The organism is Catenulispora pinistramenti, assembly GCF_018274385.1.
Classification (GTDB): Bacteria; Actinomycetota; Actinomycetes; order Streptomycetales; family Catenulisporaceae; genus Catenulispora; species Catenulispora pinistramenti.
Window position 1 is genome coordinate 1 of sequence record NZ_JAAFYZ010000286.1, and the last position, 11729, is coordinate 11729.

Consider the following 11729-nt stretch of genomic DNA (forward strand, 5'->3'; position numbering starts at 1 on the left):
CACTTCGCCCGCCCCCTGGCCGCCTGGCATCGCCAGCCCGACCCACAGCACCCCGGACGGCCCGGCGTCGACGAGCATCGCGGCCTTGTCGGCGATGCCGCGCGGCTGCAGGAACTGGTCGAGGAAGCGCGAGCCCGCGGCGACGTCGGTCAGCCGCAGCACTCCGGCCTCGGGCAGCCGCCGCAGGAAGTCCTCGGCCCGGAACGGGTCCTCGCCGACCCAGCCTTCGGCGTCATAGCTGGCCAGGAACTCGGCGGAGTAGCCGGCCAACACCCCGCAACCGTTCACGACGGCGTCGGCGGCGGTGTCGCCGTGCAGCACCGTGACACCGCGATAGCCGAACCAGGTTCGCAGCGCCGTGACCAGCCGTTCCCGGAACTCGGCGAGGTCCGCGGCCCGGTCCACGGCCTCCACCACGCCGACCACCCGGCGGTAGTCCTCCGGGCTCAGCGGCTCGTCGGCGGGCAGCGGTCGGGGACGCGGCGCGGGGCCGGGCAGCGCGATGGTCACTCCCCGATATTCCACCTTCGGGCCATACCGCGGCCAGCTGGGCCTGCCGCAAGATAGACGGCATGACAGACGCGACACCCACTCCCCGCCGCTGGTTCGTCACCGGAGCGAACAGCGGCTTCGGCCTCGCCTTCGTGCACGCCGCCCTGGCCGCCGGCGACGAGGTGGTCGCCGCCGTCCGGCGACCGGAGACACTGGCCGAGCTGGCGGCCTCCGCCGACGGCCGCGTGACAGTGCTCGAACTCGACGTCAGCGACGCCGCCGCCCGCCGCCGCGCGGTCGAGGCCGCGGGCCGCGTCGACGTCCTGGTGAACAACGCCGGCTTCGGCATCACCGGCGCGATCGAGGAGACCGCCGAAGCCGAACTGCGCGACGCCATGGAAGTGATGTTCTTCGGCCCGCTGGACCTGACCCGCCTGGTCCTGCCCCAGATGCGCGCCCGCCGGTCCGGCACCGTCGTCCAGCTGACCAGCATGGGCGGCTTCCTGTCCTTCCCCGGCGTCGGCGCCTACAGCGCGGCCAAGGGCGCCCTGGAACTGGCCAGCGAAGCCCTGGCCGGCGAGGTGGCCCCACTGGGCATCAAGGTCCTGATCGTCGAGCCGGGCGCCTTCCGCACCGGCTTCGCCTCGCCGACCGCCCTGCGCACGGTCGCGACCCGGATCGCCGACTACGACACCACTTCCGGCGCGGTCCGCGACGACCTGCCGGCCGCGGACGGCACCCAGGAAGGCGACCCGGCCAAGGCGGCTGAGGCGGTGCTGGAGGTGCTGACGTGGAAGGAGCCGCCGCTGCGCCTGGTGCTGGGCAGCGACGCGGTGGACGCGGTCCGGGCGAAGCTGGCGGCGGTGGGGGCGGGGCTTGACGCGACGGAGCATTTGGGACGGGCGATGGGAGCGTAAACAAGGGTTCCTAGATCTCTTCAGGGTCCTTAGATCTGCTCAGGGTCCTTGGATCCGCGCAGCCCCAGCCAGCCGAGAGCCTCCTCAACCGAGGTCGCTCTCGGCGGCGAACCGCTCCGCCGTCCCATGCACCGTGCAGGCGACAGCGCCGGCGGCCAAGCCCCGGCGCACGCACTCCTCCGGAGCCACGCCGCGCAGCATCCCAGACACGAACCCGGCCACGAACGCGTCGCCGGCGCCGTTGCTGTCCACGACGGGCGCCGGCGGGGTGACCGCCGGGAAGCGCCGGACGCCTTCGACGCCCCGCACCGCCAGGTACGCTCCGCGGGCCCCGTCGGTGGCCACGACCGTCCGGGCGCGGCCGTGCGCCAACACGTCGGCGAGGACCGCGTCGCGGCGCGCACCGAGGTTCGCGGCGCTCATCGACACGTGGTCGGCGGTGTAGGCGAAGTCCTTGTGGTGCTCCGCGACGCCGTCCCAGTCGTGCAGGTCCGTCGAGATCGTGACGCCGTGCCGGAGCGCGACCGGCAGTACATGGCGCGCGTAGTCGGCTATGCAGACGTGGACGTGCCGCGAGCGTGCGAGCCAGCCCTCGTAGAAGCCCTCCGGCATCCGCCGGCCCGGCACGCCGCGCGGGTCGTAGAACGACATGCGGCGTCCGTCGGCCGACACCAGGTTCACCGCGCGGACCGTTCCGGCCGGGGACGGCAGCCACGAGAAGTCCAGCCGCTCGCTCTCGAATCGGCGCCGTACCTGCTCGCCGAACGTGTCCTCGCCGAGGAAGTCGACGAACTTCACCCGCAGTCCCAGCGACCGCGCGCCGAGGGCGACGGCCGTTCCGGTGTGCGCGACGTAGGACTCGATCGGTTCCACCAGCACCGAATCCGCATACGGCACCGGCAGTTCCGGTACCCGGACGATGGTGTCGATCCCCGCGCCGCCGACCACCAGCACGTCGAACTCAGTATCCTGCGACATCGCAGCCCCGCCCCGTCTTCGAAGAGGAAACCTACCGGCGCACCCGCGGCCCGGACCCGGTGGACCCGCGCACCACCAACTCCGGCGCGAACACGAACTCCGTACGCGGCGCGTGGCCGCCCCCGACCTCTTCCAGCAGCGCCCGCACCGCGGCGGCGCCCATGGCCGCGACCGGCTGGCGCACCGTGGTCAGCGGCGGGTCGGTGTACGGAATCAGGGGCGAGTCGTCGTACCCGACCACCGAGATGTCCCCCGGGACCGCCATGCCGCGGGCCCGCACCTCGGCGATCGCGCCGAGCGCCATCATGTCCGAGGCGCACACGATCCCCGTGCACCCCCGGTCCAGCAGCTTCGCCGCCGCCGCGCGCCCGCCTTCGAAGCCGTACAGCGAGTACTCGACGAAGTCCGCCGGGCTCTGCTCGCCGAGCGTGTCGCGCAGCGCCGCCGTGAAGCCCGCTATCTTGCGGATCACCGGCACATACCGCTTGGGCCCGACCGCGAGCCCGATCCGCTCGTGCCCGAGATCGGCGAGGTGGGTGACCGACAGCCGGGCGGCCAGCGCGTCGTCCGGGGAGATGAAGGGGGCTGCGACGCCCTCGGCGTACCCGTTGATCAGCACGAACGGCACGCCCCGATCCGAGAGCCGGTGGTACCGGTCGCGCGAGGCGGTGGTGTCGGCGTGCAGCCCGGAGGCGAACACGATGCCCGCGACCCCGTGTTCGAGCAGCAGCTCCACCAGATCGTCCTCGGTGGCGCCGCCGGGCGAGACCGTCGCCAGCACCGGCGTGTAGCCGTGGTGCGTCAGCGCCCGCTCCACCGCCTGCGCCATCGCCGGGAAGATGGGGTTGTCCAGCTCCGGGATGATCAGTCCGATCAGCGCGGCGCTCCGCTGCCGCAACCGCGTCGGCCGCTCGTACCCCATGACGTCCAGCGCCGCCAGCACCGCCTGCCGGGTCGCCGCGGCCACCCCGGCCTTGCCGTTCAGCACCCGGCTCACCGTCGCCTCGCTCACCTTGGCGTGCGCGGCGATGTCCGCCAGTCGGGCGGTGGCGGGCAGCGCGGTGTTCTCGGTCATGGCGACCATTGAAAGTTCTTGCAGCAAGTTTTCTGCAACTTACGGATAACGATGCGACAACGCAGCGGCGGGGGCGGCGGTCCTCAGACCCCTGAAGCTCAACCGTCCCGCTCGGCGAGCACCAGCTCCGCGACCTCTTCGGCCAACACCTCGCGCGCCTCGGCCGGCAGCCCGTCGTCGCTCACCAGTACCGCGGCGTCCCCGAGGCCGGCGAACGCCGACAGCCCGACCACGCCCCACTTGGTGTGGTCGGCGACCACGACCAGGTTCCGGGCCGCGGTCACCAGTGCGCGGTTGGTCTCGGACTCCATCAGGTTCGGGCTGGTGTAGCCGGCGGCGGCGTCCATGCCGTACACGCCGAGGAACACCTGGTCCAGGTGCAGGGTGCGGATGGCCTGGACCGCTATCGGGCCGACCAGCGCCTCCGAGGGCGTCCGCATGCCGCCGGTGAGGATCACCGTCTGGTTGTTGCCGGGGTTGGCGCTCTCGTGGGCGTGCAGCACGTCGGCGACCCGCAGCGAGTTCGTGACCACCGTCAGGTCCGGCACCCCGACCAGGTGCCGCGCCAGCGTGTAGGTCGTGCTGCCGCCGCTGATGCCGATCGCGGTGCCGGGGCGGACCAGGGCCGCCGCCTTGCGCGCGATCGCGTCCTTGGCCGGCTGTTCCATCTCGGCCTTGACCGTGAACGCCGGCTCGTCGGTGGAGCCGGCGCGGCGCACCGTGGCGCCGCCGTGGACCTTCGTGAGCAGGCCTCGGGAGTCCAGGACGTCCAGGTCCCGCCGCACGGTCATGTCCGAGACGCCCAGCAGGCGCGTCAGGTCGTTGACCCGCGCGCCCCCGGTCCGCTGCACCTCTTCGAGGATCCGCGCCTGCCGCTGCGCTGCCAGCATCGGATAGTCCCTGTCCCCTTCACGCGCCCAGGCCGCCCGGCCGGCCCGTTGCCGGCTGAACGCACGGTAACACGCTCACCAACTCTTCCAGGCCTGGTAGAGCGCCAGGCCGGGGATCCGGGCGGAGCGGACCCGGCGCGGCGCGGCGAAGCCGGCGGCTTGGAACCAGGTCGCCAGGTCGGACGGGGTGTGCACGGTCGAGCCGGAGGTGAGGCGGACGAACAGGGCCAGGTGCGTGGCGGCCGCGTTGCCGCGGGCCCGGCCGGCGCGCGGCGGTTCGGCGAAGGCGTCCAGCACGGCCAGCGTGCCGCCCGGCTTCAGGGCCGTGGCGGCCCGCTTGAGCAGGGCCGGAATCTCGGCCCCGGTGAGATGGTGCAGCAGGTTGAAACACAGCACGGCGTCCTGGCCGTCCGGGAAGTCGGCGGAGCGGGCGTCGCCTTCGACGAAGGTCACCCGGTGCGCCAGTCCGGCCGCGTCGACCACCTCGCGGCCGATCCGCGCGCTGCCGGGCAGGTCCAGCACGGTCGCCGTCAGGCCCGGGTGACGCCGGCACAGCATGGCCGAATACCAGCCGTGGCCGCCGCCGACGTCCAGGACGCTGCCCGCGCCGTCGGGGAGCACCAAGCGCCGGGCCACCTCCGGGGCGGTCAGGCGGGCCAGGTCGAGCTGGCCGAGGATGTAGCGGCGCCAGTAGGGGTCATCGGGTCCCCGGTCGTGCTGCTCCACCGAAGCGCCGGTCTCTATCAACCGGTCCAGATCGCGCCACCAGTCGAAGTAGTCGCCGCAGGCGTTCACGAAGCGCGCGATGCCCATCTCCGACTCCGGATCCAGCCACCGGCGGTCGCGGCGGGCCAGCCGCACCGAGCCGTCGCGGGCCCGGCGGGCGTGACCGGTCGCGATCAGACAGTCGACCAGCAGCCGGGTCGGGGTCGGCGCCAGGCACAGATCCCGCGCGATGTCCTCCGTGCGGGCCGGCCCGCTCGCCAGCCGGGCCACCACGCCGGTGCGCACCGCCGCCACCAACACGCCGGAGGTCGCCATGCCACCCCACGCCTCCGCGGCCGGGCCCGGGACTAGGTTGGCGCGCAGGGCCAGGCGCTCCAGAGGGTTGCCGCCGCGCAGCGCCAGTCGCATGGTCCTTGCATACCCCTTCCGAGGAGAACTTGATGCCGATCCTCAAAGCACTGTTCCGTACCTGCCATCCTCTGCCCTCGCTGGCGGTGACGGCGATGTTCGCGGCGTTGATCGCGCGCGCCGCGCCGCACGGGATCGGACCGGTGGCGGCGATCGCGGCGGTGCTGCTCGGCGAGTTGTCCATCGGATGGTCGAACGACTACTTCGACGCCGGCCGGGACGCGATGGCCGGCCGCACCGACAAGCCGATCGTGAACGGGACGATCTCGCAGCGGGCGGTGCTGGCCGCGGCGGTCGTCGCGGTGGCGGCGTCGGTGGTGCTGGCGTTCTCGGTCAACACCGCGTGCGGGACCGTGGACGTCGCCCAGATGGCGGCGGGTTGGTTCTACAACGCGGGGCTGAAGATAACACCGGTGTCCGGGGTCGCGTACGCGGTCGGCTTCGGTTTGATCCCGGAGTTCGCGACCAGCACCGCGCCCGGCGTCCCGGCGGCCCGGCCCGCGGTGCTCGTCGCGGCCGCGCTGCTGGGCGTCGGCGGGCACCTGGCGAACGCGCTGCCGGACCTGGACGGCGACCGGGTGGCCGGGGTCCGGGGACTGCCGAACGTGCTGGCCGACCGGTTCGGCGCCGGGGCCGTCCGCATCATCGCCGTCCTGCTCCTGTTGGGCGCCTCGGGGTTTCTGGCCCTGTCCGGATCGCCCTGGCTGTGGCTGGGGTTCGCGGTCGCGGCCCTGCTGGCCTGGCTCGGGTTGAGCGGCGAGGGGCGCGCGCCGTTCCTGGCCGCCCTCGCGATCGCCGGGATCGACGTGGTGATGTTCGTGCTGGGGGGTGTACCGCTGTCCTGAGGTGCGCATTATTCGGCACCGCGCCGGGTACCGGGTATCTGACGCGCCCGCGTCGGCAATTCCGTGCGACCGGACAGGGAGTGCAAGTGTCCCGCATCGCGGCAGTCACTTCGGCTCTCCCCGCCCACCGGCACCGGCAAGCCGACCTGGCCTCGGCCACCGCCGACCTGTGCACGCTGTCGCCGACCCGGCGCGCGCTGCTGGACCGGCTGTCCGCCAACTCCGGCGTCCAGACCCGGCACACCGTGCTCCCGCTGACCGGCTATCGAAGACTTGAGGGGATAGACCAGAGCAACGACGTCTACATCGAGCACGCCACCGAGCTCGGCGGCCGGGCCGTCGACAGCGCCCTGCGACAGGCGGGGGTGGCGCCGGAGGACGTCGATCTGTTCGTCACCACGTCGGTCACGGGCCTGGCGGTGCCGTCCCTGGACGCCCGGCTGGTGCCGCGGCTCGGGATGCGGCCGGACGTGAAGCGGGTGCCGATGTTCGGACTGGGGTGTGTGGGCGGGGCGGCCGGGCTGTCCCGGATCCACGACTACTTACTCGCGTGGCCGGAGCACACGGCGGTGCTGATGGCGGTCGAGCTGTGTTCGCTGAACGTGCCGCTGGTCGACGCGACGATGCCGGATCTGGTGGTGAGCGCGCTGTTCGGGGACGGAGCCGGGGCGGTGGTGGTGCGCGGGGCCGGCACGAAGCCCGCCGCGCGCGGCGGCGTCCGCGTCGTGGCGACCCGCAGCGAGCTGTGCCCGGGCTCGCACGACGTCCTGGGCTGGCGCCTCGGCCCGAACGGCTTCCGCATCGTCTTGACCACCGAGCTCTCCGGCGTCGTGGAACGCGAACTCGGCGGCGCGGTCAAGCGGTTCCTGGCCGACCACGGGTTACAGGTCCCTGATGTGGTCGCCTGGATCGTGCACCCCGGCGGGCCGAAGGTGATCGACGCGGTCCGCGACTCGCTGGAACTGACCGAGGACCGGGTCGCCACCGCACGCGCCGCGCTGGCCGAGGCCGGGAACCTGTCCTCGGCGTCGATCGTGCAGGTGCTGGGCAAGGAACTGGCCGATCCGGACGCGCGGCCGGGGCCGATGGTGGTCGTGGGGCTGGGGCCCGGGGTGAGCATCGAGCTGCTGCTGCTGGACCGCGACTGATGATCGTCTACTACGCGCTGGTGATCGCCACCTGCTTCGAACGGCTCGCGGAACTGGTCGTGGGCAAACGGAACGCGGCCTGGAGCCTGGCGCGCGGCGGCGTGGAGACCGGCCGCGGGCACTACCCGCCGATGGTGCTGCTGCACACCGGCCTGCTGGCCAGCTGCCTGATCGAGCCGGCGGTCGCGCACCGGTCGTTCATCCCGGCCCTCGGGATCCCGATGCTGGCGCTCGCGATCGGCGCGCAGGGGCTGCGGTGGTGGTGCATCAGGACTCTGGGTCCGCGCTGGAACACCCGGGTGATCGTGGTTCCGGGGCTGCCGTTGGTGGCGACCGGGCCGTATCGGTGGTTCGCTCATCCGAACTACGTGGCGGTCGTGGTGGAGGGCTTCGCGTTGCCGCTGGCCGGTTCGGCGTGGGTGACGGCGCTGGTGTTCACGGTCTTGAACGCCGCGCTGCTGACGGTGCGGCTGCGGTGCGAGATCAGGGCGCTGTGTTCGACGTCCTGATCGTCGGCGGCGGCCCGATCGGTCTGGCCACGGCCTGCTACCTGGCCGAGGCGGGCCTGTCCGCGGTCGTCGCCGAGCCCCGCACCGGACCGATCGACAAGGCGTGCGGCGAGGGCCTGATGCCGCCTGCCGTGGCCGCCCTGCGCGCGCTCGGCGTGGATCCGGTCGGCCGGCGGCTGCGCGGTATCCGCTACTGCGATCCGACCCACAGCGTCGATGCCGAGTTCCGCAACGGCCCGGGGCGCGGTGTCCGGCGGACCGTGCTGCACGCCGCGCTGGCCGAGCGCGCCGAGGCTGTCGGCGTGGAACTGGTTCCCAAGCGCATCACGGAGTTCAGCCAGTCCGCCGCCTGCGTCCAAGCCGACGGCCTCACCGCGCGCTTCCTCGTGGCCGCCGACGGGCTGCACTCCCCCATTCGCCGCGCCTGCAACCTGGATCCGGCCTCGGCTGCCCCCTCGGCCTCAGTCTCGCTCTCGGCTTCGGCTTCGGCCTCGGCTGTCCCAGCGCCTGCCCGGCCCGCGCGCTATGGCTTGCGACGGCACTTCCAGACCGCGCCGTGGACCGATTTCGTCGAGGTGCACTGGTCCCGCGCATCAGAGGCCTACGTCACCCCGGTCGACGACGGTCTGGTCGGCGTGGCGATCCTCGGACCGGCCGGCGCCACGTTCGACGAGCGGCTGGCGGCGTTCCCGGCGCTGCGCGAACGGCTCGCGGGCGCCGAGGGGGCCGGGCCGGTGCGCGGGGCCGGGCCGTTGCGGCAGGCCGTGCGCCGCCGGGTGGCGCCGGGCGGCCGGGTACTGCTGGTCGGGGACGCCTCGGGCTACGTCGACGCGCTGACCGGCGAGGGCATCAGCGTCGGGCTGGCCCAGGCCCGGGCGCTCGCGGTGTGCCTGGCCGCCGGCCGCCCGGCCGAGTACGAGCGGCGCTGGCACCGGGTCTCCCGGCGCTCGAACCTGCTGACCGCCGCTCTGCTGGCCGCGCGCCGCAACCCGGTGCTCGGACCGCGCATCGTGCCGGCGGCCGGGGCGCTGCCGGCGGTCTTCGGCGGCGCGGTGCGGCTCATCACCGGCTGACCTGCAGATCAAGGCCTTTGTCAAGCGAATTCACCCGGACGGATGGCTACCGGCGATCACCCGAGTGTTCACAAGAACCTGCGTTGAGAGTAGATTGACGTACCGTGGCACGCCCGGTCACCGAGTGTCACCAAACCAGGGTATTGACGCGAAGTCGACGGTCGCCGCTCGTGCGACACCGACAACGGGGGATGGGGAGCATGACCGACGCTGAGAAGGTACCGCTCCCAAGACTCTTCTGGTTGTTCTTCGCCGCGGGGGCGGTGTCCTGGCTCGGCGACGGCGTCATCGTCGTCGGTTTCCCACTGCTGGCCGCCGGGCTCACCGGCTCGCCGCTGGGGATCGCGGCCGTGGTCGTCACCCAGCGGCTGGCCCCGATGCTGCTGTCGCTGCCGGCCGGGGCGCTGGCCGACCGCTGGAACGCCCGGGTCACGGTGATCGCCACCAACGCCGCGCAGGCCGTGCTGTTCGCCGTCGCCGCGCTGCTGGTCTCCGGGAACCACATCGGGCTGGCCGGGCTGATCCTGATCGCGTTCCTGGCCGACGCGCTCGGGACGCTGTTCACCTGCTCCAACAGCGCCCTGCTCGCGGACGTCGTGGAGCCCAAACACTTCGGCAGGGCCAACACCTGGCTGCGGGCCACCAACGCGATCATCGCGTTCGTGATCGGCCCGGGGGTCGGCGGCCTGCTCTACTCGACCGGCCGCCAGCTGCCGCTGCTCATCGACGCCTGCTCGTTCGTCGCCGCCGCCGTGGTGCTGTCCACCCTGCGGCTGCCGAACGCCCGCCCCCGGCCCAAGCGCACCGACCGGCACTTCGTCGCCGAGGTGAAGGAGGGGGTGCGGATCTCGTTCGGCTCCGCGCCGATGCGGCTGATGGCCGGGATGGTCGGCACGATGACGCTGGCCCAGGCCGGATCGGTCGCGGCGATCGTGGTACTCGGCACCCACACCGTGGGGCTGGGCAAGTCCGGCTTCGGCTGGACGCTGGCGGCCGGGAACATCGCGGCGGTGGCCGTCATGCTGTCCATCGGGCGGCTCACCAAGCTGCGGACGTCCTCGGCGGTGCTGGTCAGCCTGGCCTTCGGGATCGTCGGCGAGGTGCTGCTGGGCACCGCGCACAGCGGCCCGCAGATCTCGCTCGGGCTGGCGCTGGACGGGGCCGCGGCGCTGATCGTCGGCATCACGCTGACCACCGCGCGGATGCGGCTGGTGCCGCGGGAGCAGCTGGGACGCATGACCGGCGGGTACCAGACGGTGATGTACGCGGCCGGGACGGTCGGGACCATCATCGGCGGGGCGCTGGCCGAGTCGAGCGGGCGGCTGCCTTATCTGGTGTGCGCGGCGATCTACGCCGCGTTGCTGGCGACTTCTTTCCGCCGGGTGCGGGGGCTGGATGTGGAGGCGGCTCCGGCATCGGCCGCCGTGCCGGCTCAGAGCCCCGCCGCCGACGAGGTCGACGACGGGGCTCCGGGAGTTCAGGATGTTCGGGACGCTCCGGGAGTCCCGGCGGGCGAGGTCGTGGACTGAGGTCGCCCCCGGCCGCGCCCGGTCAGTCAGTCAGTCGGTCAGTCAGTCAGTCAGTCAGTCAGTCGGTCAGTCGGTCAGCCAGGGTCAGGTAGTTCAGATCAGGTCGCCGGGAACGCCGGCATCGTGGTGTCGTTGATCACCGCGCTCCACAGCTGGGCGGCCTTCGTCTTGTCCCACAGGATGGAGGACCCGACACCGGGAACGTTGTAGTCCTCGTTGGCGATCGGCACCACGATGGTGTGCCCGCTGCCGCCGCTGACCCCCTTCATGCTCTGGAACATGTCGTACAGGTCGCCCAGACTGGTGCCGTCGCTGACCTTGAAGGCGGCCAGCGAGTTGTCCAGGACCGGGACCAGCTTGAACGGGTTCAGGATCACGCCCATGGAGGACACCTGGTGCGCCAGCGCCGCCAGGAACGTGCGCTGCCGCTGCATGCGGCCGATGTCGCCGAGCGGGTCGGAGTAGCGGTCGCGGACGTAGGCCAGGGCCTGGGCCCCGTTCAGGGTCTGGCAGCCGGGGTTCAGGTCGGCGCCGGAGAGCTGGTCGTGCAGGCCCTGGGTCAGGCACATGTGCACCCCGCCGACCGCGTCGGTGACCTTCACGAAGCCGCCGAAGCCGACCTCGGCGAAGTGGTCGATGTGCACCCCGGTCGTGATCTCGATGGTCTTGATCAGCAGCGGCGCGTCCCCGAACGCGTAGGCGGCGTTGAGCTTGTTCTTCGACTCCTTGTGCTGATTGCCCTTGCTGTCCGTCCACGCCGGGATGGTGACGTAGGAGTCACGCGGCAGGCTGATCAGCGACGTCCCGTTCGACCCGGAGTGCAGGATCATCATCGAGTCGGTCCGCGACGTGTCCCCGGTCACAGCCCCGGTCCCGGTGTGCAACTGGTCCTGCTGGTCCTGCGTCAAGCCCTCCCGGCTGTCACTGCCGACCAACAACCAGTTCGTCCCCTTACCCTCCGGGGGCCGCCCCGGATAGTCGGAGATCACGTTCTCGTGCTGAATGTCCCCCGAGGCATGGAAGTAGAGCCACGTCCCGTATCCCCCGACCAACAACACCAGTACCACGGCCCCCGCCAGCACCCGCTTGGGCCAGCTGAACCGCCGCACCTTCGGCGGCCGCGGACCCCCGTCACCCCC

The 11729-nt window shown here is 72.4% G+C and carries 11 protein-coding genes and 1 pseudogene; 6 read left to right on the forward strand and 6 right to left on the reverse strand.

The genetic code is table 11. The features are described from left to right. Positions 1–525, reverse strand: a pseudogene (locus tag KGQ19_RS43750) (LuxR family transcriptional regulator); the annotation flags it as partial. Positions 526–572: 47 nt separating this feature from the next. Here KGQ19_RS43750 and KGQ19_RS43755 point away from each other — a divergent pair. Next, positions 573–1409 carry an SDR family NAD(P)-dependent oxidoreductase gene (locus KGQ19_RS43755; RefSeq protein WP_230420370.1) on the forward strand — a complete coding sequence of 279 codons (837 nt, stop codon included), beginning with the start codon at positions 573–575 and terminating at the stop codon, positions 1407–1409. 84 nt (positions 1410–1493) lie between these two features. On the opposite strand, the gene KGQ19_RS43760 is transcribed toward KGQ19_RS43755, so the two are convergent. From KGQ19_RS43760 to KGQ19_RS43775, 4 genes are all read right to left on the reverse strand, one after another. Then, on the reverse strand, positions 1494–2387 hold the full coding sequence (locus tag KGQ19_RS43760; protein ID WP_212020707.1) for a carbohydrate kinase family protein: 894 nt from the start codon (positions 2385–2387) through the stop codon (positions 1494–1496). Positions 2388–2418: 31 nt separating this feature from the next. Next, a complete protein-coding gene (locus KGQ19_RS43765) occupies positions 2419–3471 on the reverse strand; it encodes a LacI family DNA-binding transcriptional regulator (protein WP_212020709.1) in 1053 nt (350 codons plus the stop codon). An 89-nt stretch (positions 3472–3560) separates the two neighbouring features. After that, positions 3561–4352, reverse strand: a complete 792-nt coding sequence (locus KGQ19_RS43770; RefSeq protein ID WP_212020711.1) for a DeoR/GlpR family DNA-binding transcription regulator — start codon at positions 4350–4352, stop codon at positions 3561–3563. A gap of 75 nt (positions 4353–4427) precedes the next feature. Further along, entirely contained in the window at positions 4428–5486 is a 1059-nt protein-coding gene (locus tag KGQ19_RS43775) for a class I SAM-dependent methyltransferase (RefSeq protein WP_212020713.1), read from the reverse strand. A 32-nt stretch (positions 5487–5518) separates the two neighbouring features. On the opposite strand from KGQ19_RS43775, the gene KGQ19_RS43780 reads away from it, so the two are divergent. The 5 genes from KGQ19_RS43780 (at position 5519) to KGQ19_RS43800 (ending at position 10590) form a co-directional block, all read left to right on the forward strand. Further along, positions 5519–6331: a UbiA family prenyltransferase gene (locus KGQ19_RS43780; protein WP_212020714.1), complete on the forward strand. Its 813-nt coding sequence runs from the start codon at positions 5519–5521 to the stop codon at positions 6329–6331. A gap of 86 nt (positions 6332–6417) precedes the next feature. Then, the gene (locus tag KGQ19_RS43785) at positions 6418–7479 is read left to right on the forward strand and encodes a type III polyketide synthase (protein WP_212020716.1); all 1062 of its coding nucleotides are present in this window, start codon (positions 6418–6420) and stop codon (positions 7477–7479) included. Then, entirely contained in the window at positions 7479–7988 is a 510-nt protein-coding gene (locus tag KGQ19_RS43790; protein WP_212020718.1) for an isoprenylcysteine carboxyl methyltransferase family protein, read from the forward strand. Before KGQ19_RS43785 ends, KGQ19_RS43790 begins: the two co-directional genes overlap by 1 nt. Further along, positions 7973–9061, forward strand: a complete 1089-nt coding sequence (locus KGQ19_RS43795) for an NAD(P)/FAD-dependent oxidoreductase (protein WP_212020726.1) — start codon at positions 7973–7975, stop codon at positions 9059–9061. Before KGQ19_RS43790 ends, KGQ19_RS43795 begins: the two co-directional genes overlap by 16 nt. Positions 9062–9261: 200 nt before the next feature. Beyond that, positions 9262–10590: an MFS transporter gene (locus KGQ19_RS43800; protein WP_212020720.1), complete on the forward strand. Its 1329-nt coding sequence runs from the start codon at positions 9262–9264 to the stop codon at positions 10588–10590. 98 nt (positions 10591–10688) lie between these two features. Here KGQ19_RS43800 and KGQ19_RS43805 read toward each other — a convergent pair. Next, positions 10689–11729 (reverse strand): LCP family protein (locus KGQ19_RS43805; RefSeq protein ID WP_212020722.1); only part of this gene is annotated, 1041 nt, incomplete at its 5' end.

What these genes read in the sequence shown, in the direction of transcription:
- KGQ19_RS43755 (WP_230420370.1), top strand. Translation starts at nt 573, where the DNA reads ATGACAGACGCGACACCCACTCCCCGCCGCTGGTTCGTCACCGGAGCG.
- KGQ19_RS43760 (WP_212020707.1), bottom strand. Translation starts at nt 2,387, where the DNA reads ATGTCGCAGGATACTGAGTTCGACGTGCTGGTGGTCGGCGGCGCGGGG.
- KGQ19_RS43765 (WP_212020709.1), bottom strand. Translation starts at nt 3,471, where the DNA reads ATGGTCGCCATGACCGAGAACACCGCGCTGCCCGCCACCGCCCGACTG.
- KGQ19_RS43770 (WP_212020711.1), bottom strand. Translation starts at nt 4,352, where the DNA reads ATGCTGGCAGCGCAGCGGCAGGCGCGGATCCTCGAAGAGGTGCAGCGG.
- KGQ19_RS43775 (WP_212020713.1), bottom strand. Translation starts at nt 5,486, where the DNA reads ATGCGACTGGCGCTGCGCGGCGGCAACCCTCTGGAGCGCCTGGCCCTG.
- KGQ19_RS43780 (WP_212020714.1), top strand. Translation starts at nt 5,519, where the DNA reads ATGCCGATCCTCAAAGCACTGTTCCGTACCTGCCATCCTCTGCCCTCG.
- KGQ19_RS43790 (WP_212020718.1), top strand. Translation starts at nt 7,479, where the DNA reads ATGATCGTCTACTACGCGCTGGTGATCGCCACCTGCTTCGAACGGCTC.
- KGQ19_RS43800 (WP_212020720.1), top strand. Translation starts at nt 9,262, where the DNA reads ATGACCGACGCTGAGAAGGTACCGCTCCCAAGACTCTTCTGGTTGTTC.